The 24,312-nt window shown below is 64.3% G+C and carries 22 protein-coding genes and 2 tRNA genes; 2 read left to right on the forward strand and 22 right to left on the reverse strand.

Annotated elements, in window-relative coordinates; all coding sequences use genetic code 11:
• Window positions 1-64 precede the first annotated feature (64 nt).
• Window positions 65-1,198 carry an aspartate-semialdehyde dehydrogenase gene (gene asd, locus art_RS10310; RefSeq protein ID WP_038464777.1) on the forward strand — a complete coding sequence of 378 codons (1,134 nt, stop codon included), beginning with the start codon at window positions 65-67 and terminating at the stop codon, window positions 1,196-1,198.
• 119 nt (window positions 1,199-1,317) lie between these two features.
• On the opposite strand, the gene art_RS10315 is transcribed toward asd, so the two are convergent.
• The 7 genes from art_RS10315 to art_RS10345 all read right to left on the reverse strand — a co-directional run bounded on the left by art_RS10315 (window position 1,318) and on the right by art_RS10345 (window position 7,835).
• Window positions 1,318-2,457: a winged helix DNA-binding domain-containing protein gene (locus tag art_RS10315; protein WP_038464779.1), complete on the reverse strand. Its 1,140-nt coding sequence runs from the start codon at window positions 2,455-2,457 to the stop codon at window positions 1,318-1,320.
• A 99-nt stretch (window positions 2,458-2,556) separates the two neighbouring features.
• Window positions 2,557-3,684 carry an acyl-CoA desaturase gene (locus art_RS10320; RefSeq protein WP_038464781.1) on the reverse strand — a complete coding sequence of 376 codons (1,128 nt, stop codon included), beginning with the start codon at window positions 3,682-3,684 and terminating at the stop codon, window positions 2,557-2,559.
• 225 nt (window positions 3,685-3,909) lie between these two features.
• Window positions 3,910-5,028, reverse strand: coding sequence for a UDP-N-acetylmuramate dehydrogenase (locus art_RS10325; protein ID WP_253901593.1), 1,119 nt, complete (start codon window positions 5,026-5,028; stop codon window positions 3,910-3,912).
• The gene (locus tag art_RS10330) at window positions 5,022-6,338 is read right to left on the reverse strand and encodes a sugar MFS transporter (protein WP_253901552.1); all 1,317 of its coding nucleotides are present in this window, start codon (window positions 6,336-6,338) and stop codon (window positions 5,022-5,024) included. Before art_RS10330 ends, art_RS10325 begins: the two co-directional genes overlap by 7 nt.
• A gap of 11 nt (window positions 6,339-6,349) precedes the next feature.
• The gene (locus tag art_RS10335) at window positions 6,350-6,781 is read right to left on the reverse strand and encodes a MaoC family dehydratase (protein WP_038464783.1); all 432 of its coding nucleotides are present in this window, start codon (window positions 6,779-6,781) and stop codon (window positions 6,350-6,352) included.
• Window positions 6,781-7,230 carry a MaoC family dehydratase N-terminal domain-containing protein gene (locus art_RS10340; RefSeq protein ID WP_038464785.1) on the reverse strand — a complete coding sequence of 150 codons (450 nt, stop codon included), beginning with the start codon at window positions 7,228-7,230 and terminating at the stop codon, window positions 6,781-6,783. Before art_RS10340 ends, art_RS10335 begins: the two co-directional genes overlap by 1 nt.
• Before the next feature lie 38 nt (window positions 7,231-7,268).
• The gene (locus art_RS10345) at window positions 7,269-7,835 is read right to left on the reverse strand and encodes a TetR/AcrR family transcriptional regulator (protein WP_038464787.1); all 567 of its coding nucleotides are present in this window, start codon (window positions 7,833-7,835) and stop codon (window positions 7,269-7,271) included.
• Window positions 7,836-7,913: 78 nt separating this feature from the next.
• Between art_RS10345 and art_RS10350 the strand changes: the two genes are divergently transcribed.
• Window positions 7,914-9,470, forward strand: coding sequence for an MFS transporter (locus tag art_RS10350; RefSeq protein ID WP_038469623.1), 1,557 nt, complete (start codon window positions 7,914-7,916; stop codon window positions 9,468-9,470).
• A 98-nt stretch (window positions 9,471-9,568) separates the two neighbouring features.
• Here the strand turns inward: art_RS10350 and art_RS10355 are convergent, their stop codons facing one another.
• The 15 genes from art_RS10355 to art_RS10425 all read right to left on the reverse strand — a co-directional run bounded on the left by art_RS10355 (window position 9,569) and on the right by art_RS10425 (window position 24,246).
• Entirely contained in the window at window positions 9,569-9,970 is a 402-nt protein-coding gene (locus tag art_RS10355; RefSeq protein WP_052136232.1) for a nuclear transport factor 2 family protein, read from the reverse strand.
• Between the two features lie 97 nt (window positions 9,971-10,067).
• Window positions 10,068-11,273, reverse strand: coding sequence for a Cmx/CmrA family chloramphenicol efflux MFS transporter (locus art_RS10360; RefSeq protein WP_082000232.1), 1,206 nt, complete (start codon window positions 11,271-11,273; stop codon window positions 10,068-10,070).
• Between the two features lie 225 nt (window positions 11,274-11,498).
• Window positions 11,499-11,759: a hypothetical protein gene (locus art_RS10365; RefSeq protein ID WP_052136234.1), complete on the reverse strand. Its 261-nt coding sequence runs from the start codon at window positions 11,757-11,759 to the stop codon at window positions 11,499-11,501.
• 281 nt (window positions 11,760-12,040) lie between these two features.
• Complete coding sequence (locus art_RS10370) at window positions 12,041-12,952, reverse strand: hypothetical protein (RefSeq protein WP_052136236.1); 912 nt, start codon at window positions 12,950-12,952, stop codon at window positions 12,041-12,043.
• Between the two features lie 2 nt (window positions 12,953-12,954).
• Window positions 12,955-13,827 carry a CoA ester lyase gene (locus art_RS10375; protein WP_038464791.1) on the reverse strand — a complete coding sequence of 291 codons (873 nt, stop codon included), beginning with the start codon at window positions 13,825-13,827 and terminating at the stop codon, window positions 12,955-12,957.
• 99 nt (window positions 13,828-13,926) lie between these two features.
• Window positions 13,927-14,841, reverse strand: a complete 915-nt coding sequence (locus art_RS10380; RefSeq protein WP_038464793.1) for a hypothetical protein — start codon at window positions 14,839-14,841, stop codon at window positions 13,927-13,929.
• 59 nt (window positions 14,842-14,900) lie between these two features.
• Entirely contained in the window at window positions 14,901-15,452 is a 552-nt protein-coding gene (locus art_RS10385) for a GNAT family N-acetyltransferase (RefSeq protein WP_038464795.1), read from the reverse strand.
• Window positions 15,453-15,569: 117 nt separating this feature from the next.
• Window positions 15,570-17,144 carry a Na+/H+ antiporter gene (locus art_RS10390; protein ID WP_038464797.1) on the reverse strand — a complete coding sequence of 525 codons (1,575 nt, stop codon included), beginning with the start codon at window positions 17,142-17,144 and terminating at the stop codon, window positions 15,570-15,572.
• 10 nt (window positions 17,145-17,154) lie between these two features.
• Window positions 17,155-17,817, reverse strand: coding sequence for an NAD(P)H-binding protein (locus art_RS10395; protein ID WP_038464798.1), 663 nt, complete (start codon window positions 17,815-17,817; stop codon window positions 17,155-17,157).
• 370 nt (window positions 17,818-18,187) lie between these two features.
• Window positions 18,188-18,261, reverse strand: a tRNA-Met gene (locus art_RS10400).
• A gap of 64 nt (window positions 18,262-18,325) precedes the next feature.
• Window positions 18,326-18,397: transfer RNA gene (locus art_RS10405), tRNA-Thr, on the reverse strand.
• 366 nt (window positions 18,398-18,763) lie between these two features.
• Window positions 18,764-20,695, reverse strand: a complete 1,932-nt coding sequence (locus art_RS10410) for a DEAD/DEAH box helicase (RefSeq protein WP_082000233.1) — start codon at window positions 20,693-20,695, stop codon at window positions 18,764-18,766.
• A gap of 437 nt (window positions 20,696-21,132) precedes the next feature.
• The gene (locus art_RS10415) at window positions 21,133-21,801 is read right to left on the reverse strand and encodes an MOSC domain-containing protein (protein ID WP_038464801.1); all 669 of its coding nucleotides are present in this window, start codon (window positions 21,799-21,801) and stop codon (window positions 21,133-21,135) included.
• Between the two features lie 260 nt (window positions 21,802-22,061).
• Entirely contained in the window at window positions 22,062-23,531 is a 1,470-nt protein-coding gene (locus art_RS10420) for an MFS transporter (protein ID WP_052136239.1), read from the reverse strand.
• A 112-nt stretch (window positions 23,532-23,643) separates the two neighbouring features.
• A complete protein-coding gene (locus tag art_RS10425) occupies window positions 23,644-24,246 on the reverse strand; it encodes a PadR family transcriptional regulator (protein WP_038464803.1) in 603 nt (200 codons plus the stop codon).
• Window positions 24,247-24,312: the final 66 nt, after the last annotated feature.

Consider the following 24,312-nt stretch of genomic DNA (forward strand, 5'->3'; position numbering starts at 1 on the left):
GTCGTGCTTGTTCACGGGCTGAAACGAACTACGGCCGATTTGCCCCACCGACTAAAGTGGGAACATGACCAATAACAATGTTCCTTCCGTCGGCCTTGTCGGCTGGCGCGGCATGGTCGGTTCCGTTCTGCTGCAGCGCATGCAGGACGAAGGCGACTTCGGCGATATCAACCCCGTCTTCTTCTCCACCTCGAACGCCGGCGGCGCAGCCCCCGCGATTAACGGCGGCGACACCGGCAAGCTCGAAGACGCTTTTGACATTGACACGTTGGCCAAGCTGCCCATTATTGTGACCGCACAGGGCGGGGACTACACCTCCCGCGTCCACACCGAGCTGCGCAACCGCGGCTGGGACGGGCTCTGGATGGACGCGGCTTCCACGCTGCGCATGAACGACGACTCGATCATTGTGCTGGACCCCATCAACCGCTCCGTCATCGACGCCGGCCTGGCGTCCGGCGTGAAGGACTTTGTGGGCGGCAACTGCACCGTTTCCTGCATGCTCATGGGCCTGGGCGGATTGTTCAAGAACGGCCTCGTCGAGTGGGGCACGTCCATGACGTACCAGGCGGCCTCCGGAGGCGGCGCCCGCCACATGCGTGAGCTGCTGAACCAGTTCGGGACGCTGAACTCCGAGGTTTCCTCCGAACTGGACAACCCGGCGTCGGCCATCCTGGAAATCGACCGCAAGGTCCTCGCCCACCAGCGCGAGGGCATCGACTCCTCACAGTTCGGCGTGCCGCTGGCCGGTTCCTTGATCCCCTGGATCGACGCCGACATGGGCAACGGGCAGTCCCGCGAGGAGTGGAAGGCCGGGGTGGAGACCAACAAGATCCTGGGCACCACTGACGCGAACCGTATTGTGATGGACGGGCTGTGCGTGCGCATCGGCGCCATGCGCTCCCACTCCCAGGCACTCACGCTCAAGCTCCGCGAGGACCTGTCGGTGGCCGAGATTGAGTCGCTGCTGGCCAACGACAACGAGTGGGCCAAGGTGGTTCCCAACACGAAGGAAGCGTCCATGGCGGACCTGACCCCCGTGGCCGCCTCCGGCACCCTGGAAGTCCCCGTGGGCCGCATCCGCAAGATGGACATGGGTCCCGAATACATCAGCGCCTTCACGGTGGGCGACCAGCTCCTCTGGGGCGCCGCCGAGCCGCTGCGCCGCATGCTGAAGATCGCCGTCGGCACGCTGTAACTGCGGCCATGGCGCGAAAAATGCGCCCGCCTCCCATAAATGCGCCTGCTCGACGGGGCGCATTTATGGGAGGCGGGCGCATTTTTCATCCGTGACGGCGATTGGGCCTGTGCCTCGGATCACTTTCCGAGGAATGTGGCGTACTTCTTCGCCGCCGCGTTCAAGGCCCTGTCTTGGCTTGTTGTCAGCTGCGTGAAGATTTCCGGGAGCACGACGCCGGACCGTTGCCTTTGCTTTTCCGCCGCGCCTTGCGCCTTCCGCCAGGTGCCGCTCACCCTGCCACCGGCCACGACGGTCGCCTTGAACATGCCGTTGTTGCCGGGCACCGTGAGCGGGGCGTGCTCCGGGGCCAGCGCTGCGCTGCGGTCCGTGTAGCCGAGCAGGTACTCGTCAAAGCCGGGGAGCAGGAGCACGGAACGGGCGCCGTTGACGGTTTTCCTGTGGTCCGGGCCGCCCAGCAGCTCAGCAGTTTCCGGGGCGAGCCAGTACTCCGTGCCGTTGCACTCGAGCGTTTCCAGCTGGTCCTGCACCTGTGCGAGCCCGGCGTTGATGTCCTTGAGCGTCAGTTTCGACCACCATTGAAAGTCCTTGACGGTTGCCGGCCCGTGGCTGCGGAAGTAGCGCAGTGCCAGCTCCGGGAGGGCCTCGTCCCGTTCCAGGACCCGGGGATTCTGGATCCAGTCTTGTGAGCTGACGAAGAACTGCCCATTGCCGTTTCCCGTGTTGACGGGGCCCTGCACGAGCGTCCCCTCAAGGCAGAGCAGGAATAGGAAGTGATAGCCGCGCTGGGCTTTGGTCCCCTGCCCGGCCTGCTCGAACGCGGCAAATAGTCCCTCACGCGTGACGCGGCCGTCCGACTTTTCCAGCAGCGCCAGGGCGAGGTCGCGCACCTGCTCGAGGTCCGGCGTCGTAATCCCCAATTGGCGGTGGCGGGTGGCCTGCCCCTGCAGCATGCGCTCGGCTGTGAGGGAGAGGATCCAGCCCAGGTCCTCGGCGGCGGTGACGTGCAGGGTGCCGCGCAGGGGGCAGGAGCGTACGAGTTCGCCGCGGTTGAAGGCGGCCTCGACGTCGGCGCGGGTGCTGCCGGGCGACCGCAACCCGATGGACCACAGGGCGCCCGGGAAGTCCTGCCCCTGCAGCGCGGTCAGGGAACGCACAACGTCCACCGGCCCCGGGCTGGGACGGGTGGACGTTGGCAGGATCCCTTGGGCGGCGAGACGCAGCCGGGCGATCGTGGCGGGGCTGACGCTAAGTGTCATGACTTCAACTTAACAGAACTGACCCACAGGAAACCGCGAAAATCCACGATTTCTCGGTATTCTTCGCCGTTTCCTGCGGGCCAGTTGAAGAAGTGGCGGTCAGCGGGCGGTGCGCATGCTCGCCGTGATGGGGCACTCGAAGGGGTCGCGCTGACCGAGGCCCACGCGGTTCAGGTAGCGCATCACGATCATGTACGACTGGCCCAGCGTGGTTTCGGTGTACGTGATGTCCCGCTCGGCGCAGTAGGCGCGGACCATGGGCTGGACGGCCTTGAGGTTTCTGGAGGACATGGTGGGGAACAGGTGGTGCTCGATCTGGTAGTTCAGCCCGCCCATGCCGGCATCAACCCACCAGCCGCCGGTGATGTTGCGGCTCATGAGGGTCTGGCGGCGCATGAAGTCGATCTTGACGTCCTTCGGGACCAGCGGCATGCCCTTGTGGTTCGGGGCGAAGGAGCCGCCCATGTATACGCCGAGCGTCATGACGTGCACCGCGATGAAGGCCAAGCCGAGGCCCCAGCCGAGGAACCAGATGGTGAAGGCCGGAAGGAGGACCAGACGAACAACCAGCAGGGCGATCTCCGCCTTACGCTGCGGGACAACCTGGGTGCGGTCAAACACCCGCTTGATGGAGGCAATGTGCAGATCCAGTGCAACAAGCGTCAGCAGCGGAAACAGGAAATATCCCTGGCGGGCGGCAAACCACTTGGCAAATCCCTTGCGCTTGGCGGCGTTGTCGGGGTCAAACACGATGACGCCGGGATCAATGTCGCCGTCAACACCGATCTTGTTGGGGTTCAGGTGGTGCTTGCCGTGCTTGTTCATCCACCAGCCGTAGCTCATGCCCACAAAGAGGTTGCCGGCAATACGGGCCAGCCAGGCGTTCTTCTTGGCCGAGGCAAAGACCTGGCGGTGTGCGGCATCGTGGGAGATGAAGGCCGTGTGCGTGCACATGAAGCCCAGCAGCACGGCTGTGACCATCTGCCACCAAGTCTGCCCCAGTGTCAGGAACAATGCCAGGACGGCCAGGTAGCCAATGCCCTGGCGGACAAAGCGGGTCACATACCACTTGACGTCGCGCTGCATGAGGCCGGTGGCCCGCACCTGTTCGGTCAGCCTGATGAAGTCCGTGACATGGCGGTCGCGCTCGGGGCGTTTCCGCGCCGGCTTCGCGGGGACGGTTGTGGCGTCCAGTACTTCCGGGCTGTCAAGTGTTGCCGACGACATGGGGCTCCTTATGCTGGCTGCACCGAATGACGCGCCACGCTAATAGAAAGGTGAATCTTTCCATTAACACTATGAAAATCAGCGGCGTCGCACATCACACCCGAGAGCCGTCTTAACCCCCTACCCCGGTACGGGGTGCAGGAGCGTTTGGCAAAAAGGCCCCACAAGTGAGCGAGCGTCGGAGGAAAATGCCCCTTTAGTGAGCGAGCGTTTCAAGGGGGGGCGTTAGAGTGCGCAGCCCACCAGGACCGGTTCCGGGACCAGCGTGATGCCGAATTGACGCACGACGCCGTCCCGCACCTCCCGCGCAATCGCCAGGATGTCCTCGGTGCGGGCACCGCCACGGTTCGTGATGGCGAGGGTGTGCTTGGTGGAGAGGGAGGCGCGCGGCGGGGTCCCGGCGTCGTGCTTGCCATCGGATGAAGAAGCGGAAGCCGCCGACCCAGCGGCGAGCTCGCCGGCGAGGCCGTAGCCCTTGGTGAACCCTGAGTGCTCAATGAGCCAGGCGGCGCTGAGCTTGACCAGGTCCCCGACGGGCCAGCGCGGGGCGTCGGCGGGCAAGGTGGCGGCGACCTCGGCGCTGACGACGGGGTTGGTGTAGAAGGAGCCGGTGGAGAAGGTGTCGCGGTCGGCCGGGTCCAGGACCATGCCCTTGGACGCGCGCAGGGCCAGGACGGTGCGGCGCAGCTCGAGTGAATTGGCGCGCTTGCCAACCTCCACGCCGAGGCGGCGGGCCAGTTCGGCGTATTTCACGGGTGCGCTCATCCGGCCCAGCAGCAGCTGAAACTCAACGCTCAGCACCACGTATCGGGGGGATCCGTTGACGGTGGTGGCCTTCAGGAGGGAATCGCGGTAGCCGAACTTCAGCTCGTGGTTGGTGAAGGTGTGGACGGCGTTTTTCTTGCGGTCCCAGGTGCGCACGGCGGCAATGGTCTGGGCGACCTCGCAGCCATAGGCGCCCACATTCTGCACGGGGGTGGCGCCGGCGCTGCCGGGAATTCCGGAGAGCGCCTCAATGCCGCTCCAGGCGTGGAGGACTGTTTGGTGGACGAAGTCGTCCCAGTCATGGCCGGCCTGGACCACCACGGAGGCACCGCCACAGGAGTCCTCGGAGTTCGCCACAAAGCCCTGGCTGGCAATCTTCAGGACGGTGCCCGCGAAGCCGTCATCCGAGACGACCACGTTGGAGCCGCCGCCAAGGATCAGGAGAGGCTCACCGGCGTCGTCCGCGGCACGGACAGCGGCAATAATCTCCGCCTCGGTGGCGGCTACAACATAATTGCGGGCCGGGCCGCCCACTTCGAGGGTGGTCAGGGAACGCAGGGAAATTTGCTCATTCACGATTCCACACTATCCCGTGTGGGGCGGGTGGCCGCCTCGTCGAGGTACTTGGGCCGGCGCACCACGGGGGTGAGGAAGAACGCGATGACCAGCATGAGCAGGACCGCGAGCAGTGAGTGCAGCACGCCAACGTGCTCGGCCAGCAGGCCCAGTAGCGGCGGGCCGCCCAGGAACGCACCGTAGCCAACCGTTGATACCACCGAGACGCGGGCTGCGGCGTGCTCGGGGTCGTCGGAGGCGGCGGACATGGCGACGGGGAAGCCCAGGGCAGATCCGAGGCCCCAAAACACCAGGGCGGCCAGGGCGATCGCGGGGCTCGGGGCAAAGACAAACAGTCCCAGGCCAATCACGGCCAGCGCCGCGCCAACCCGCAGCACGATGACGCGGCCGTACTTGTCCAGGACCACGGTGCCGGCAAAGCGGCCGATGGTCATGGCGGAGACGAAGATGCCGTAACCGACGGCGCCGATGGCGGCCGTCGAGTCGTAGCCGTCGACCATGGCCAGCGCCACCCAGTCCCCGGCTGCACCTTCGGCCAGGCCGAGGCCCAGCACGAGCGCTCCGAGCAGGAGCGTGCGCGGATCTCGCCAGGCGGCGGCGATCTTCGCCTGGCCGGCCTGCTTGTCGGCGGCAGCCCTCTGCGCCGAACCCGTTTCGGCTGTGCCGGCGGTAACAAGGGGGATGGGGCCGGTACCGGGAACGGCGCCGGAGTCACCCAGGTCAACCGTGGTACGTGACGATCCCAGCCTGTCGGCCTGGTAATGGCCCGTGCCGATCAGCACGGCAACGCAAACCGCCACGGCAATCACCGACAGGTGGATGGCCACTGGGACGTGCAGCGCCGCGGCAAGGGCACCCAGGCCGGCACCGGCCACGGTGCCGATGCTGAAGGAGCCGTGCAGCCGCGGCATGATGTGCCGCCCCAGCGCGCGTTCGACCGCCGCCCCTTCAATGTTGGAGGCGGTGTTCCAGCTGCCGGTGCCGAGGCCCACAATGACCAGTCCGGCACCCACCACCAGCGGCTCGGAAAACACGGTGGCGCCGAGCCCCATGATGATGACCCCGACAGTTTGGATGATGCTGCCCAGCCGCGAGGTGAGCTTCGAGCCGAGCCGCAACACGACCAGCCCGGAGATCGCCACGGAAATGAACGAGCCCAGCGACATGGACAGCAGGATCAGGCCCACCTGGCCGGGCGTCAGGCCAAGGTCGTCGCGGATGGCCGGGATGCGCGAGACCCAGCTGGCGAAGACCAGCCCTGAACCGGCGTACGCGGTGACAACACCGTTACGCCAGGCAGTTACCTGGTTCACGGAACCTTGGTTCACGTCAAGCGGACCACGGCTTGGGCCTTGACCAAAACTTTTTGCCCGTCCAAGGTGACGGTCAGATCGATGCGTGCGGTCCCGGCGTCGTTATTTAACGCGCCAACCACACCGGTCACCTCAACCACAGCCCCCGGCGCGCCGTCGATGTCGGCCACGGGAACAGGCTTGGTGAAGCGCGTGCCATAGGAAACGACGGCGCCCGGGTCACCAATCCAGTCGGTCACCAGCTGCACTGCCGCACCCATGGTGAACATGCCGTGGGCAATGACGCCGGGCAATTCCACCTCGCGGGCGAAACGGTCGTTCCAGTGGATGGGGTTGAAATCGCCGGAAGCGCCCGCGTACTTGACGAGGTCGGCGCGGGAAATCTCCAGTGTGCGTGAACCGATCTCGGTGCCCACAGCCAAATCTGCACTATTGACGCTCATTACTGTCCCTCCCCGCGGACCAGGATGGCCGAAACTGTTGTGGCGACAGCAACGCCGTCGACCGTGGAAATTTCCGCGCGGGTGGTGATCATCGCGCCGCCGCCCATGCCGCGGACGGTGTCCACGTGCAGCTCGGCCAGCAGTTCATCGCCGGCAACAATGGGCCGGTGGTGGGTGAAGCGCTGTTCGGCATGCACCACGCGGGAGAAGTCGATGCCGGATTCGGGGTCGTTGATCAGCAGGGCGTCGGCGCGCTGGGCCACGATGATGGCGTAGGTGGGAGGTGCCACCAGGTCGGCGTGGCCCATATTTTGGGCCGCGGCGACGTCGAAATGGGCTGCATTGGTAGCCTTGACTGCCTTGGCGAAGTCGCGAACCGACTCCCTGCCAACACTGTACGGATCGCTTAATGCGTAGCTGCGCCCCTGCAGCTCTGGGTTGATGGTCATGGACTTAAGCCTATAGCCCGGACGCTGCCGGGCACGCACTATGTCCGCGCGTCGGACCGCATCTTGTCAACGATTGCCAAGAGCGCTGCAACATCCATGTTTTCCTGCGTGTCATCCTGCTTCTTCACGCCCGTGGGGAAGCCGAAGAGCGCTGCGTTGTAATACATTCCGTCGCCCAGAAGCATCACGGCGTGTGACACGGCGGGATCGCCGATGTCGCTAAGAATCAGTTCAAACCAGCGGGCATGGATCTCGGAAAAGGCCTGCCTGACGGTGTCGTCCTCGCTTTGACTCAGGCGCATGGCGGCCACAATCACCCGGTCAAAGGGGGTGCTGCCAAAGACGCTGGTGCGAATGTAATAGCTGGCGCAGCCTTGCGGGTCCGCAGCCATGGCCGCAAAATCCAGTGCGGCATAGTCATGCAACTTGGTCAGGAGACCCTCGGTCAACGCTTCCTTGCTCTTGAAGTGGTAAAGCAACCCGCCTTTGGAGACACCGGCCGCGGCGGCAACCGCATCCAAGGTTGCGGCCCGGGGGCCGTCGCTGATGAGCAGGTCCTCATAGGCGGCGAGCACCCGTTCACGTGCTGAGGGTTGTGTAGTCATTAGTCCACCCTACAAGAAGTGATGGAGTACACCGTCCAGACGGTACAGTAAACCGTCTGGACGGTATACACTTTTATGATGGCGATATCACCAGCAACTTCCAAAACCGGTTTGTCCGAAACCACACCACGCGCCGGCGTCCGTTCCTGGATAGCCCTCGCGGTGCTCATGCTGCCCGTTTTGCTGGTGTCGGTGGACAACACCGTGCTGAGCTTCGCCATCCCCTCCATCTCCTTGGCACTGACCCCGTCAGCGTCCGAGCTGTTGTGGATCATCGACATTTACCCTCTGGTGCTTGCTGCGCTGCTCGTTCCAATGGGCAGCATGGCGGACCGGTTCGGCCGCCGCAAGCTCCTGCTTATCGGCAGCACCGGCTTCGCCGTGGTGTCCGTGTTCGCCGCCTTTGCCCCCAACGCCGGAGCACTCATCGGCTACCGCGCACTGCTCGGCCTCTTCGGCGCCATGCTGATGCCGTCAACCTTGTCGCTCATCCGCAACTTGTTCCTGCATCCGGGCCAGCGCCGCACGGCAATCGCCGTCTGGGCTGCCGGGTTCTCCGGTGGCGCCGCCCTGGGCCCCATTGTGGGCGGCTTCATTCTGGAGCACTTCTGGTGGGGCGCGGTGTTCCTGATGTCGGTTCCGGTACTGATCCCCTTACTCATCCTGGCCCCCATTTTTGTGCCTGAGTCCAAGGACCCGAACCCGGGAAAGATCGACGTGTGGAGCATCCTGCTCTCCTTCGGCGCCATGGTGCCCACGATTTTCGGCATCAAGGAGATCGCCCAGTCGGGCTTCTCCGTGGTCAACCTGGCCCTGATCGTGCTGGGCGTGGGCCTGGGCGCGGTCTTTGTGCGCCGTCAAATGCGCCGCGAAAACCCCATGATGGATGTGACGCTCTTTAAAAATCCGGTGTTCAGCGGCAGCGTCAGCGCCAACCTCCTGAGCATCTTCGCACTAGTCGGATTCCTGTACTTCATCACCCAGCACCTGCAGCTGGTGGTGGGCCTGTCCCCCACCCATGCCGCCTACGTGCTGGTTCCAGGCCTCGCCATCACCGTGATTTTCGGCTTGCTGGCAGCTTCCCTGGCAAACCATTTCCGGCCGTCCTGGCTGGTGGTGGGCGGGCTGCTGCTCAACGCCACGGCCTTCTTGATCGTGTTTCTCAACTCTGACGGCTCCGTGCTGGGCATCATCATTGCCTTTGCCGTCCTCGGCGCCGGCGTGGGAACGGCCGAAACCATCTCCAACGACCTCATCCTTTCGGCCGCCCCGCCCGCCAAGGCCGGCGCCGCCTCGGCCATTTCCGAGACGGCTTACGAAGTGGGTTCAGTGTTGGGAACCGCCGTGTTGGGCAGCATCCTGGCCGCTTCCTACCGGATGAATGTGGTGATTCCCGAGGGTGTTTCAGCTGATGCCAGCAACACGGCTTCGCAAACGCTGGGCGGCGCCATTGATGTGGCCGGCACACTGCCGGTTGAGCAGGGCAAGGCGCTGCTGGAATCGGCCAAGCACGCCTTCGACTCCGGTTCAGGCACGGTGGCCATGGTCAGCGTGGTGCTCATGCTCGCTGCCGCACTGATGTGCGCGTGGACCCTGCGCAGCGCGGTCACCGCCCCGGAGCCGGTGGACCACTAAGCCCAACTCCTCCCAACTCTTCCCTCTCAAAGGAAGGACGACGGCGTTTCTTGCGGAACGCCGTCGTCCTTCCTTTGCTTGTGGGTGGGCAGGCGGTCTCAGCGGGTGAATGCCTGGCTGGGCCGCTCGAGGCGTCCCTCCCGGACGTTGGAATAGTCGCGCGCCACGGTTACCAGTCCGGATTCGTCGAAGGCCAGGACCGTACATCCGGAAATGGTGACGGGTTGGCCTTTGAGGTAGATGACCACCCAGTATTCGACACTGGCGGAGGCGCCGTCGACTACAGGGTCGGCGAACCAGGTTTCCGCGGGTTGCGTCTCCTCCGCGAAGCACTCCTGAAGGTAGCTGCGCAATCCTGCGCGTCCCCGGAAGGGCCGGAACATGGACGCCCAATGGTCCCCGCCTACGGCCTGCAGCTCCGCAATGGCTTCAATGTCCTTGAGTGGCCACGCTCGGGCCCAGGTCTGTGCCCAGCGCTGCGCGGCTTCGCTGGTTTGCATCTGAATTTCCTTTGGGGATCGGCGGGCAATCGCCTGAGGTGCGGTGGAGCTTGGCTGTTGCTATTCAACCACGGCTGCTGTTGCTGCCAGCGGAAGGCTATCGATGCAACGACACGGGGCTCGAGTGCTCGGCGCGTGGGCTCGAAGCCCACGCCGTTGAAGTGACCCTCCCCCGAAATCCGTAAACGATGGCTGCCACGAGTATGAGCCCTGCACTCACGAGGACAGGGCCGGTAGCCCCGGCTGCGGTTGCATAGACGAGCCCGCCAAGAACGGGTCCCACGGCAGCACCAATGTTCAGGGACGCCGTTGCGAAGGATCCCGACATGGTTGGCGCAGCAGTGGAAGCCCGGATGGAAACAGCGATCAATGTGCTTCCCACGGCAAACGACAACGCCCCCTGTAACAGCACCAAGAGAATCAGCACAACCGGTATTGCTGAAAGCGCTGCCAATGCGATCCAACCAAGAAGTAGACCAGTTCCACCAATGCCCAGGATACGTTTCGCGTGGTCATCACCGAATCGGCCAGCCGCCCACACACCCAAGAAAGACCCGATCCCGAATATGCCTAGGACCATGGGAACTAATCCAGCCGGAAGTCCGGCCCCGTCCGTAACCAACGGAGACAAATACGTAAAGGCACAGAACGTTGCTCCGTTGACCAATGCGCAAAGCACCAGTGGAAGCATGAGCCTCCGGTGAAGCAACACGCGGAACTCGGTCATGAGCGAAGCCGTGCCACAAGTCCTAGAGGCAGCCCGGTTCGGAGTGGCCACGACGACCGCGATAAGGGCAGGAACTGAGATGACGGCTACTCCCCAAAGGGCAGCACGCCAGTCCAGAAGTGCGCCGATCATTGCACCTGCCGGCACTCCGGCAATTAATGCAAGAGTCGTCCCACCCAGAATGACCGCAAGCGCTCTTGCAGTTCGATCCACCGGCACGAGGGCCGAAACAGTGGACAAGGTGACGGCGAGAAAACCGGCGTTCGTGAAAGCAGCAATGACGCGCGTGGCCAGGAGAACGCCGAAGCTGTCAGTCAGCGCACCGGCCACGTGCATGGCAATGAAAACAAACAGAAAAATTGAAAGCGCCCGACGAGGCGGCCATTTTCGGCTGATCGCAGCCATCAGAGGGGCACCTGCCACCATTCCAACAGCAAAAGCAGACGTCAGGAGACCCGCTTGTGGAAGAGTGATTTCGAGATCAGAAGCGATGTCCGGCAGCAGGCCGGCGAGCATAAATTCGGACGTTCCCTGTGAGAAAACGGCAACGCTGAGGAGATAAATGATGAACGGCATTTGGGTCCTTCGAAGTGAGATGACGGTCGGGAGGGACCGGCACATCAGCGCTCAAAGGACCGCAGAATGGGTCACTGAAAACTGCGCCGCAGCGGACGCTGTTTTGGGTTTCGAGCTACGGGCGTACCGGTAGCTCGACAGTGGATGCTTCGGGGGAACTCATATCACCAGCGTAGCAAACCAAGGCACGGGTCGTTCAGACTCACTGAAAAGCGGGTTTTCGCGCTACTTCTTGCCGTCACGGGCGGCTTCGCGCTTCTCAGCGGCTTTCATTTCCTTGCGGATGTTGTGGCCGCGCAGGCCCAGGGACGCCATGTGGGCCAGAAGCCCGACTCCGATGAACGGCAGGGCAATGAACGTCATGGACGGCGTCGAAGAGATGGCGCCGAGGATGATGATGACGATGCCGATGAAGGTCAGCCCCATGCCACCAAAAACGGCGTATTTGTAGGCGGGCGGAGCGGTTTCCCAAAAGTCGTTAAGCACGGTGCCAAGTCTACCGGGCGAGGGGCCCAAAGCGAGCGGAGCGAGGTTTGGGAGGCCGGGAGACGCTAGGCGGGATACGGCCGGAGCCTAAAAGCGACTCCCGCCACCAAACTTAGGTTGGACACAGTGGCTCATGAATTAGTTCCGCGGCAAACGCGAACACCCGGCCAGTCTCGATTGACCCGCCATTACTGCGATCAGGATCCGGACCTTCCATCCATTGCTGCGAGAGGCGCTGAGAAAAACGACCTTTGCTGCGACAGCGTCGGTGAGAGGGGGTGCTAAAAGAGGGATTCCTGCAGCGCCGGGACAACGGTCTGGAAGTCGCCCAGGCGGATCTTCCTCCCCTTGAGCGCACCGAGGTCCACCAAAAATTCCCCGTCCGCACCGTCCAGTCCCACAAGGGCTGTTGGGCCGAGCAGGGAGTCCATCCGGATGCCGTGCATACCTGATTCCAGCGGCTGCGGATAAGCGGTGCGCTTGCTGGGAACCGCCACGGCCTCCGACATTTCGCTGCGGACCCATTGCTCCTCCGCGGGCTCAAAGCCTTCCAGCGCCAGACCCTCCACGTATTCACGGACGACGTCGGCCATCGCCTTGTTCGTCTGCTCCAAGTGGGCCGGTGGTCGGGGATGCAAAAGAGCGGCGAACTTTGCGGCGCCGCGCACGAATTGGGTGGGCGGCAGGTTCGTGGAAACGGCATCCTCAAGGTGGCGCACCACGGCACCGTCCTGGGCCCTCGCCACATACCGGGCCACGAGCGCCCCTTGCTCGGCCAGGCGGCTCCACTTGCTGCGCTCGGATGCCGTGCCCACCTTGGTGGTGCCGTCGGCGAACGTGGCGATGTACAGCCAGTGCTGCGCCGACATGTACGCCTTCAGTCCGGGCGACCCCTGGCCACTGCGGTGGAAGTCGTGCATCAGGCGCATCTGATCCTTGGCGAAGCAGGCACCACACTGAAAGCCGCGCTCGGCCCCCTGACCCGAAGGGCATGGGAAGTGCTGGGGCTGCCCCGACTCCTCCACCCGCGTGAAGCCTAGGCAGAACCGCGCCGGGACACCATCACCGGAGAGCACCTCAAACCTGAGCCACTGCCCCACCACCAAAGGCAGCCGCGCACCGCCGTCGTCCGTTTCCAGGGACAGCGCAGGGCCTTCCAGTGACCAGGAGATGCCACGGACCAGACTGTCCACAGCTAGAGCGCCGGCTGGACGCCGTACGCGACCGCGAGCTTCATGATCTTCTCGGCGCGGCCCAGGCGAGGCAAGTCGGAGCCGTCGCGGATGACGCCGCCGCGGGCCCGGAAGTCGTTCATGAAGTCGGTGGCCCAGGCGACGTCAGAGGGGGTGGGGCTGATCACTTCGTTGATGATGGTGGTCTGGTCGATGGCCAGACAGAGTTTGCCGGTCATGCCCATGGAGACGGTGACGGCCGACTGTTCGCGCAGGATCGGGTGGTTGGTGCCGACCGTGGGGCCGTCGATGGGGCCGGGCAGGTTGCCGACGCGGCTGGCGACGACGAGCTTGGCGCGCGGATAGGCCATGGCCTCGCGGTCGGCGGACATGCCGGTGTCGCGGCGGAAGTCGCCGGAGCCGAATGCGAGGCGGAAGGCGCCCTCGGCGCGGGCGATGTTGTTGGCTTCCTCTATGCCCAGTGCAGATTCAACCAGGGCCAGAACGCGGGTCTTGCCGTCGAGGCGGTGGTAGGTTTCCTTGACCTGCTCGGCCTGTTCGGTCTTGGCGAGCATGACGCCGAGCAGTCCGGGGACGTTGCGCAAGTTGGCGACGTCGTCGGCCCAGAACTTGGAGTGGACGTCGTTGATGCGGACCCAGGCCTGGCCGCCATTGCGCAGCCAGTTGATGACGTCGGCGCGGGCGTCATCCTTCTTCTTGGGGTCCACGGCGTCTTCGATGTCCAGCACAATGGCGTCGGCGCGGGATGCTGCGGCCTCGTCAAAGATCTCCGGGCGGGTGGCGGGCACCAAAAGCCACGAGCGGGCGATTTCAGCCGGGATATTGCGGGTGCGGACGGGTGCGGGGATGGCTTCGTTGCCGACGGTGCTAGACATATATCTACCGTATACGGCAAACAGCGTCCGTGAGATGTGCCGAGCTACAAAGCCTTGCTGGATACACTGGCGGATTGCACCAGAATTTACCGTACTGGTCTAGACCACTGACCGGTTGGGCACGTCCGCATCCCACGTCAGGTCGGCGCCTTCCCGCAGCACCAGGGCCTCGATGTCCGGATCCTGCGCCAGCGCGGAAATGAGTTCCCAACTGCCCGCCACAATGGTGGAATCGAAGTCGATCTCAGAAACCAACACCCATTTTTGGTCTTGGGGCCACAGGATGCTCGGCGATTGCGGCCACTGCCGCGTGTGATGCCACGGCACGTGGTCCACCCAGGCCGGGTCGGTGTAGAAGCTGGCGCCCGCGTTGAACAGGAAATAGCTCCTCCCTGGGAGCTCCAGCTTTTCGCCGTTGACCACTTCTGCGGGCAGCAGTCCGGTGCCTGGCTCTGCGTTGGGGGCTTCGAAGCCTCCGCCAAAGTGGTGCTGCACGCCGCCGTCCGCAATGCTCAGCTCCACGTAACCGGAAGAGCTGGTCAGCCCGCCCCACCCCTCCCAGATGGCGGTGACGCCCCGCTCCGGAGTGGTGGTGTGTTCGCACAGGTGGGCGGCCACTTTGGCCAGGACGCCCTGGGCGAGGTTGCCTACCTCCGGTTTGGAATAGCGCCAGCCGGCTGCGTCAAGAGGCCCAAGTTTCGCGGTCTCCGGGCCTACCAGCCGATGGAACTGTGCCAGTGCGTGCATTTGTTTACCAAAGGCCTGTGCGACGGCGGACCAGCCCACCTGCCGCTGTTCCATGTCCACCATTGCGGTCAGATCGTGCCCGTGCCATGTTTTGGTGTCCAGCGGCCGGTCTCGTTCCGTCGGGTGGAAGATCCGGACATAGGCGGGGAAACCGCGCGGCACCACGGCATGCATGTCATGCCATTGCACATCGATGAGGGGCTTGAGCCATGCACCGGGGCTTGCATCGCGGAGCGACTCGGGAACTGTTGCCGGCTGGGAGTCCATGGCCCCAGCATAGGCGGGTGCGGAGCCGTCAGCGGGCGTGATCTCACACCTCGACGGGGCTAGGCCATGGTTGTGGCAAGTTCCTCCCGGCTCAGCGGCCGGTCGGCGTACACGAGGCGGACCGCCTTGGGATCGGGGTTGCCGGCGTCGGGGCCGCGGTGCACCAGCGTCAGGCCCAACTTCTCGGCAACCCGGGCCGAGGCAACGTTGTGTTCCAGCAGGTACGCGACCACGGGCAGCTCCGGCCGGTGCGCCTTGGCTTGGCGGATGGCCTCCTGTGAGAGCTCCGTGGCATAGCCCCTGCCATGGACATCGGCGGAGAAGCGGTAGCCAAGATTCCAAAACACGCCAGCCTTAATGGAGCAGCCGCCCTGGCCGATGATCTCCTGCTCCCCCATCGCCCGGACCACCCACGGGCCCAGCCCGTCCTGGTCCCACTTGGCCGTGAACGCGTCAAGCATGGCGGCCGTCTGCGCGGGATCGGTGTGCCGCAGGCTGGGGAAATGCGTCCAGACGCGGGGGTCGCTGCAGATGGCATACATCCCGGCGGCATCGCCCGGCGCTGGACGGGACAGCGACAGGCGGGCGGTGGTTGTTGGCTCAGCAGTCATCAAGACATCCTTGGATTGTGGGGCCCCCGACTAGTGAGGGAGGGATCGTGCAAATAGCCCGTATGTGAGCGAGCGTTGCGGGAAACAGCCCCGTATGTGAGCGAGCGTTGCGGTGGGCTATTTTTCCGGGGTGATCATGGTGCGCAGATCCAGCTGCCGCAGCACCTTGTCCACGACCTCGGGATCGGCGTCGGCCTCATTGCGGGCGTTCAAGACCTCGGTGCGGGCCGCGTCCAGGGCGATCGTTTGGACGGTGATGGCTAGTTCCCGCCCACGACGACGGCGCTCGTCAAGGCCTTCATTCTTCAGACTGCCGTCGAGCAGCTCGGCATGGAGGCGCTTCATCTTTTCCTTGACGAGAGCGACCTTCTCGGGCGGCAGGTTCTTCATCAGTTCGTGGTCGCGCAGGGCTGCGATGGCGGCTTCCTGGGCGCGCAGGGCCAGAACCTTGGCAGCCTCACGTTCCTCGGTGCCGTCGTCGGTTGCCTGCAGCACGCGCATGAGCCACGGCAGGGTCAGGCCGGGCAGCACCAGGGTGGTGAGCAGGACCGCACAGGCCACCACGATAATCTCGTGCCGGGCAGGGAAGTCTCCCCCACCGGGCAGCGTGACCGGCAGCGCGAGGGCCAGGGCCAACGTGGCCAGGCCGCGCATGCCGCACCAGGTGAGGATCACGACGTCCTTGAGGCTGGTTGGCGGCAGGTCGCCGTCGTTCTTCCGAGACAGCAGCGCCAGCAGGCCAAACCACAGGAACCTGACCACAATCACCAGGACGCTGATGCCGATCGCCATGGGCAGCATGCCCCAGATCGCGGAGCCTTCAATCTTGATGACCTCGCGTACTTCCAGACCTACCAGGCCAAACGCGAGGCCCGTCACGAGGAGTTCCACCACGTCCCAGAAGGCGGCGCGGGTGATGCGTTCGGTGGCGTCCTCGGCGCGGGCATGGCGCTTGATCTCGAGGGCGGTGACTACGACGGCGATGACACCCGAGGCGTGCACCTCCTCGGCCAGGATGTACGCGGCGAACGGCGCCACCAGGGTCACGGCGCTGCGGGCCACGGAAGAGGTGATGAGTTTGCTGATGACGCGCGTCAGCCAGCCAAAGAGCATGCCGACCACGATCGCTAGCGCGGCGCCGAGCAGGAATTTCCCGATGACGCCCAGTCCGAACGGCTGCCCGTCCATGGCGCTGGCCACGGCCGTCTGGAAGATGACGATGGCTGCGGCGTCGTTGAACAGGCCCTCGCTTTGTAGCACCGTGATGAGCCGGCGCGGCATGTGGACGCGGCCGGCGATGGATTCCACAGCGACCGGGTCCGGCGGGGCGCACATGGCGCCGAGGGCGATGGCTGCCGGGATGCCGATGCTGGGGATCAGCAGCCAGACGGCACCTGCGACGGCGGCCGTGGAGACCACAACCAGCGCCACCGCCAGCAGGAGGATGGTGCGCCAACGGATCCGGAAGACGGCCCACGAACTCTTCTGCGCCGTGGCAAAGAGCAGCGGGGGAAGGAAGATCGGCAGAATCAGCTCGGGCTCAATCCGCAGGTCCGGAAATCCCGGGATGAAGGTCAGCGCACCCGCCATGATGAGCATCAGGACCGGGTACGGGAGCTTGAGCTTGTCGCCCAGGCCCACGGCAACCACAGTGGCGAAAAGGAGTCCGACAATGAGTATGAGCTGTTCCACGGACTTTACTTTACGGGGTGAGGGCTTCCTCGATTGTCACGTGGCCGTCGCTGAACTCGATGGTTCGCATGATCGTGTCAGGGCGTTGCAGGGCGGCAGCCGTCACGAGGGCCACGTTGGCGCGGGACGTGTTGCCCGGTGCGTCTGCCTCGCGGGCGGTGGCCGGGGTCGGGTCGATCAGGCCGGTGGCTTCTTCCAGGGTCAGCGCACCCGGTCCCAGAATGGTCCATGCCAGGGTGCTCGACCGCAAGTGGGCATCAGCCGCAGCCTTCGCCTCGGCGTAGGCAAAGAAGCTGTTGTCCGGCGGGACGCCGTGGTCTGTCCGGGCGCCCAGATAGGAAACCATGAGGTAGCGCTGCACCCCGGCGGCCGCGGCGGCATCCATGGAGGCGATCGCCGCGTCACGGTCCACGGCGTAGGTCCGTTCCGGGCTGCCACCGCCCGCCCCTGCTGACCAGATCACGGCGTCATGGCCGGCCAGCACCTCGGTGAGCTCTTCGCGGGAGGAGGATGCGACGTCGTGCAGGACGGGTTTGGCGCCCGCAGCCGCGACGTCGTCGATGTGGGCGGCGTTGCGGATCACCGAGGTGATCTCCCACCCGGCGTCCTTCAGCATAGGGGCCAGCAGCAGGGCAATTTTTCCGTGCCCGCCGATGATGACAACTTTTTTCATGTTTTGCTCCTTGGTCCGAGGCTAGTTGGTGGAAGCCTACTCCACGCCCTTGCCGAGAATTACCCGAACCCGCTCTGTGCATCGTCCGACACACCGAAAATGGACCTTTCTTTCGAAATACATGCAAAGTGCACCCCTCACGCGGGTTGGGCTCATCTTCGCTGATTGGCCCGGCGGAACGGCTGGTTTGGCCCATTCTCGGCGACAGAATCGTGGACACCGTCCCGTCAGCTCCCGCTCGAGGGTGTCAGTGCATAGTGCAACTGCCGAAACGACACAGATGGCCACAAAGTGGGACCAGGCAAGCTCTGGGGCTGCTTTCAGGCACAAGAAAACCCCCTCCGGCGCAATGCTGGAGGGGGTTTGTCTGTAGCGGCACCGAGACTCGATCTCGGGACCTCACGATTATGAGTCGTGCGCTCTAACCAACTGAGCTATGCCGCCATAAACAAGAATAGCTCGTGCCGCCCCGGACAAAACCGTCTCGACACGAGCTTTCTCATTTGCGAGCCCCCCACCGGAATCGATCCGGTGACCTCGTTCTTACCAAGAACGCGCTCTACCACTGAGCTAGGGGGGCAACGAGAAAATACTTTACCAGCGCTTGGGCTGGATGTGAAATCGTATGCCAGTCAACTTTCAGCAAGCCTCCGGATGCGGCCGCATTTTCCCATTTTCATCCCCAAACGCAGCTCAAATTCCGCGTCAAATCAAGGGATTTCGAACGATGCAACGCAGCTCATGACTTCGCTCACACAGGCCCTGGCAACAGTGCTCCGGGCACGAAAGGTGCTGCCGCGTTGGCGAAAAAGCCCCGGACGATGCTGCGGCGTTGGGAGGTGCGAGGGAGCGAAAGAAGGGCCGGCCTCCGTGTGGAGACCGACCCTTCTTTCACTCATTCAAAACTGTCACTCAGCCAGGCACAAACCGGACAAAGCAGTGGTTGTTACCACTTGCCCTTGGCGTTGTAGTTCGCGCCGCCCTCGTGGCGGGGACGGCGGTCGCCGCCACCGTGGCCGGTGTGGCCCTGGCCGCGGTCGTTGCGGTCCTGGCCACGGTCTGAGCCGCGATCCGCGCGGAAGCCGCCACGGTCGCCGTCGAACTTCTTTTTGAAGCCGCCCTGACCGCGGTCATTGCGCTCTTCACGGGCCTGGTAAGGGGCGCCGCCGCCTCCGCCGGAGGGGCGACGGCCCTTGTCCAGCTCGAGGTTGATGAGCTCGCCGCTGATGCGGGTCTTGCTCAGTGCACGCCACTGGTCCTTGCTCAGCTCTGCCGGCAGTTCAACCAGGGTGTGGTCGGCGCGGATGTCGATGCCGCCGATCTGTGCGGAGGACAGGCCGCCTTCGTTGGCAATGGCACCAACGATGGAACCGGGCATGACACGCTGGCGGCGACCCACCGAGATGCGGTAGGTGGCGTTGCCCTCGGTCAGGGTGCGGGTCGGGCCACGTGAGCCGAAGCCGTCCTTGGAGCGTTCCTTCTTCTGGTACTCGGGAGCTGCCGGCAGGTCGTTGACAAGCAACGGCTGGTTGCCCTGGGCCATGACGGCCAAGGCAGCAGCAATCTCCGACGCCGGAACGTCGTGCTCCTGCTCGTAGGAGGCGATCAGGTCACGGAACTTGGCAACGTCCTGGCTGGCCAGGGTTTCGGTGATCTTCTCAGCGAACTTGCCCAGGCGCAGCGAGTTGATGGTCTCTGCGGACGGCAGGTGCATCTGGTCCACCGGCTGGCGCGTGGCCTTCTCGATGGCGCGCAGCAGGTACTTCTCCCGCGGGGTCATGAACAGGATCGCGTCACCTGAACGGCCGGCACGGCCCGTGCGGCCAATGCGGTGCACGTAGGACTCGGTGTCGTGCGGGATGTCGTAGTTGATCACGTGCGTGATGCGCTCAACATCCAGGCCACGGGCGGCAACGTCCGTGGCAACCAGGATGTCGATCTTGCCGCTGCGCAGTGCCTCGATGGTGCGCTCGCGCTGCTGCTGCGGGATGTCACCGTTGATGGCGGCAGCCTGGAAGCCGCGGGCCTTCAGCTTGTCAGCCAGGTCCTCGGTGGCCATCTTGGTGCGCACGAACGCGATAACGCCTTCGAACTCTTCAACTTCAAGCACACGGGTCAGTGCGTCGAGCTTGTGCGGGCCCATGACCTGCAGGTAGCGCTGACGGGTGTTGGCGCCGGTGGTGGTCTTGGACTTGACCGTCACCTCGGCCGGGTTGTTCAGGTACTGCTTGGAGATGCGGCGGATCTGGCCAGGCATGGTGGCGGAGAAGAGGGCAACCTGCTTCTCGGCCGGGGTCTTGGACAAGATCTGCTCGACGTCTTCGGCGAAGCCCATGCGCAGCATCTCATCGGCCTCATCCAGCACCAGGTACTGCAGGTTGGACAGGTCCAAGGAGCCCTTGGAGAGGTGGTCGATGACACGGCCGGGGGTGCCGACAACAACCTGTGCACCGCGGCGCAGGCCAGCAAGCTGCGGGCCATAGGCCGAGCCGCCGTATACGGGGAGCACGGAGAAGTTGTCCATGTGCTTGGCGTACGACGTGAACGCTTCAGCAACCTGAAGTGCCAATTCACGGGTAGGGGCCAGGACCAGGATCTGGGTGTCCTTGGTGGGACCGTTAAGGTCCATGAGCTCAGCCATGCGGGACAGTGCCGGAACGGCGAATGCTGCCGTCTTTCCGGTTCCGGTCTGCGCCAGGCCAACAACGTCGCGGCCTTCAAGCAGCAACGGGATGGTGGCAGCCTGGATGGGTGAGGGCTTCTCGTAGCCAACGTCGCTCAGGGCAGACAGCACACGGCCGTCAATGCCCATATCAGCGAAAGTAAGTTCGTTCTCTTCTTCCACAACAGCGGAATTTTCAGTCAAGTTTTCGGGCATGGTGGTGAATGTCCTCATTCATAGGGCCGGACGGCGAGGAACGCCGCATAACAAGAAATCCAGCCTCTACAGGGCATCCCGGGCAGGATCTCGCGCCATTTGCGCACCGTGGGTACGGCCGCCAATGTTGAAGTTACTCAACACCGCATGGCGTTTCTTTGCCGGCAATCCCCTATGAACACTACTTGCCCGCTCAAGAACTTGCGGGCCCCATACACTTCAGGCTCCTGCCTCAAAAATTGGGCAGAAAATAAAAGGATATACCGGAGTGGGGGATATATAAATTGTAGGGCATACCCTGCCGCCGGGACAGTCCTAAAGTCGATGTTCGGCCGTGAGTTCCGGCACACGCCCTTGTTCCAAGCACGACGCCGGGACCACACCGAGGCGCCCGGCTCACCACCGCGGACCCTCACGTTGGGTGCTGTGTACGGACCTCAGTTGCTGAAACTGCCCCGCAAAATCTTGGGGAAGCGGGCGTAAAAGTGTCCGGACAGCGTCAACTCGCCGGCCGCTTCGAGGGCCTGCAGCGTCTGGACGTCCTCCACTGTGGGGTTGCTGAAGAATTTGCCCACCGTGATGCCATGGGCCGGCACATGCTCCACACTGATGGCGTCCCCCGCCTGCGCCTTGCCGTGTTCGAGCACCCTAAGATACGTGCCCACCAGGCCCGCCTGTGTGAACCGCTTGACCCACTGCGGCTCGGCCATGCGCTCGGCAAACGTGGCGCAGGGAACCCGCGGCGAGGTGACCTCCAGCAAGGCTGAGCCAAGGCGCCACCGCGTGCCGATCACGGCGCGCGTGGTCGGCACACCCTGGGTGCGCAGATTCTCGCCAAACAGCCCTGCCGGGATGGGGCGGCCCAGCTCGGCGCTCCAGTAGTCGGCGTCCTCCTGCGAATAGGCGTAGATAGCCTGGTCCGGCCCGCCGTGGTGTTCCGTATCGCCCACGGCATCGCCGAAGACACCAAAGCGCTTCAGCTTAACCGGACCATCGGCAGGGCGCTTGTCAATGCCCGTCACACCAAAGCCGGTCTTGGTGGTGATCAGCTGGTGGACCCGGCAGATGGCCAGGACCGTGCCGGGATGTGCTGTCGCGTCATTCATGGCTTAACACTAAGCCAAGACACCTCGCTGGCAGGAGTGCCGCCGTCGCGCTTGGAAATATGCCGGCGCACTGACCCAACGTGCGCTGAACTCGTGCCGAGTGTGCCGCATAACAGTGTTGTGCGGCACACTGACGACGAGTCCAGCGCAGATCAGGACAGACGGCGGAGGCGACGGGCCCGGCGGAGGCGACGGGCCCGGCGGAGTCGGGACCCGGCGGAGTCGGGACCCGGCGGAGTCGGGACCCGGCGTCGTCAATCTCAGGCGTCAACCAGGTCCACGGCGGCGTCCTCAGCCACATCGGATTCGGAGGCCCAGCGTGGCAGGAACGACGCCGCAATGGCAGCCAGGACCATGCCGCCGGCCATGATCCACATGGTGGAGGTGAAGCCGTCGATGAACACGGCCGACTGGCTGGTTCCGGCGCTGCCCTCGAGCGCGTCGAAGAAGATGGTGCCGATGATGGCAACACCCAGTGCCCCTGCGAGCTGGCTGGTGGTGTTGAACAGGCCCGAGGCGCTGCCGGCAAACTTCGTCGGGACTTCGGAGAGCACGAAGATGCCCACGGGTGCCACGACCATGCCGAACCCGGCTCCACTCAGGGCCAGGCCTGCGATCAGGTGCCACGGGGTGACCGTGCCACCCACGGCCTGAACGGTGAAGATCAAGACAACGAAGCCCCCGGCGATGACGAGCGGACCAAGCTGCAGCACCACGCGGCCGATCTTGCGCGCCAGGATGGCCGCCGAAATTCCGGCCAGCACCGGGACCATGATGGAGAACGGGATCATGGTGAGCCCGGCCTTCAGGATGGGGTATTCCAGGCCCAGCTGCAGGAACAGGGTCTGGATCAGGAAGAAGCCGTTCATGGGGATGAAGAACAGGAACATCATGGCGATGCCGGCGGCAAACGGGCGGCTCTTGAACAGGGACACGGCAACGAGGGGCTCGCCCCCGCGCTTTTCCTCGCGGTGCTGCAGCAGCACAAAGCCCACCAACACCAGAACGCCGAACACCATCGACAGGTACGTCCACAGCGGCCAGCCTTCCTCGCGGCCCATGGTCAGCGGGTACAGGATGGCGAGCATGCCCACGGCCAGAATCACGACGCCGGACAGGTCAAGCTTGTGCCGCACAGGCGCCTTTGATTCGGGCACGAACTTGACGGCACAAATCACGGCGAAGATGCCGACGGGGATGTTGACGAAGAAGATGGTGCGCCAGCCCCAGCCAAAGAGGTTGGCGTCGGTCAGGATGGCGCCGACGATGGGGCCGGACACGGCGGCAACGCCCGCCAGCGCGGAGAATCCGGCCATGGCGCCGGCCCGTTCGGACGGCTTGTACATGACCTGCAGGCTGGAAAGGACCTGCGGGATCATGGCGGCGGAGGCCAAGCCCTGCAGCGCACGGGAGGCGATGAGCATCTCCGGATTCATCGCCGCACCGCACAACACGGAGGCCACGGTGAACGCCACCAGGCCAATGATGAACACCTTCTTGCGTCCGTAAATGTCGCCCAGGCGCGAGCCGGTGATCAGGCCGACGGCCAGGGCCAGCGTGTAGGAGGCCACCATCCACTGCAGTTCGGCATTTTGGGCGCCGAGGGCACGCTCAATGTCGGGCAGGGCCACGTTGACGATCGTGGCATCCAGCAGTTCCATGAACGAGGCCATGAACAGGGAGATCAAGGCTATGGCGCGTGCCTTGCCAATGGGCGGAGCAGAATTCATGCAGGTTCCTTTAATGTTGTGGCGCAAAGTTTCTTGGGGTGCGGCTCGCAGCCGCGGCTCACGCTTGAGATTCACGGCGGCGGCCCAGGCGGCGGACCGCTGGCCAGGAGCGTTAGGGGTGCGGTTCGTTGGCCTGGGCCAGTTCGGCCAGGGAGTCCCGGCTCCAGGTCATGGTGCCGGAGCCCAACCCGGCCAGGACGTCGTCCAGGAATTCCAGTTCCGTGGTGCGCGTCCGGACAATGAGCTCCGCATCCAGCAGGACCACGCGGGGCAGGAACCCCGCAACGGATGCCATTTCCGCCTGCAACTGGGCCACCTCCGCCGCCACGGCGGTCCGGCGCGTGTGCAGCAGCCCGGCAAGTTCGCCGGGTTCAAGGACCGGGGCATGCGCCAACGCCGCATGGAATTCCGGGAAGCCCCGCTTCGGCACGGACAGCATGTTGGTGAGCCAGCTGTGGGCGGTGTCGCGTCCGGCGTCGGAAATTTCATAGACGGAACGTTCGGGCCGGGAGCCGTCCCGTTCAACCTCGGCCACGCGGATCAGCCCGTCGCGGGTGAGCCGCTCTATGGTGCTGTAGAGGCTGGCACGCTGGCTGACGTTGACCACCTTGTCCTGGCCGCGCAGGGTGATGAGCTGCTGCATGCGGTAGGGGTGCATGGGCATTTCCATCAGCAAGGCGAGCACGGCAAGAGCCAGCGGGGACCGTTTTGTCATAGTCACAATCGTACTAATGACTTTATGACCAGGTAAGGCCAAATGAAGGGAATGCTCCTGTGGCGT

The sequence above is a fragment of the Arthrobacter sp. PAMC 25486 genome, assembly GCF_000785535.1.
In the GTDB taxonomy this organism is placed as follows: domain Bacteria; phylum Actinomycetota; class Actinomycetes; order Actinomycetales; family Micrococcaceae; genus Specibacter.

Coding starts and splice junctions, on each gene's coding strand:
- asd (WP_038464777.1), top strand. CDS start 65: ATGACCAATAACAATGTTCCTTCCGTCGGCCTTGTCGGCTGGCGCGGC.
- art_RS10315 (WP_038464779.1), bottom strand. CDS start 2,457: ATGACACTTAGCGTCAGCCCCGCCACGATCGCCCGGCTGCGTCTCGCC.
- art_RS10320 (WP_038464781.1), bottom strand. CDS start 3,684: ATGTCGTCGGCAACACTTGACAGCCCGGAAGTACTGGACGCCACAACC.
- art_RS10335 (WP_038464783.1), bottom strand. CDS start 6,781: ATGAGCGTCAATAGTGCAGATTTGGCTGTGGGCACCGAGATCGGTTCA.
- art_RS10340 (WP_038464785.1), bottom strand. CDS start 7,230: ATGACCATCAACCCAGAGCTGCAGGGGCGCAGCTACGCATTAAGCGAT.
- art_RS10345 (WP_038464787.1), bottom strand. CDS start 7,835: ATGACTACACAACCCTCAGCACGTGAACGGGTGCTCGCCGCCTATGAG.
- art_RS10350 (WP_038469623.1), top strand. CDS start 7,914: ATGGCGATATCACCAGCAACTTCCAAAACCGGTTTGTCCGAAACCACA.
- art_RS10355 (WP_052136232.1), bottom strand. CDS start 9,970: ATGCAAACCAGCGAAGCCGCGCAGCGCTGGGCACAGACCTGGGCCCGA.
- art_RS10360 (WP_082000232.1), bottom strand. CDS start 11,273: ATGCCGTTCATCATTTATCTCCTCAGCGTTGCCGTTTTCTCACAGGGA.
- art_RS10375 (WP_038464791.1), bottom strand. CDS start 13,827: ATGTCTAGCACCGTCGGCAACGAAGCCATCCCCGCACCCGTCCGCACC.
- art_RS10380 (WP_038464793.1), bottom strand. CDS start 14,841: ATGGACTCCCAGCCGGCAACAGTTCCCGAGTCGCTCCGCGATGCAAGC.
- art_RS10385 (WP_038464795.1), bottom strand. CDS start 15,452: ATGACTGCTGAGCCAACAACCACCGCCCGCCTGTCGCTGTCCCGTCCA.
- art_RS10395 (WP_038464798.1), bottom strand. CDS start 17,817: ATGAAAAAAGTTGTCATCATCGGCGGGCACGGAAAAATTGCCCTGCTG.
- art_RS10410 (WP_082000233.1), bottom strand. CDS start 20,695: ATGCCCGAAAACTTGACTGAAAATTCCGCTGTTGTGGAAGAAGAGAAC.
- art_RS10415 (WP_038464801.1), bottom strand. CDS start 21,801: ATGAATGACGCGACAGCACATCCCGGCACGGTCCTGGCCATCTGCCGG.
- art_RS10420 (WP_052136239.1), bottom strand. CDS start 23,531: ATGAATTCTGCTCCGCCCATTGGCAAGGCACGCGCCATAGCCTTGATC.
- art_RS10425 (WP_038464803.1), bottom strand. CDS start 24,246: ATGACAAAACGGTCCCCGCTGGCTCTTGCCGTGCTCGCCTTGCTGATG.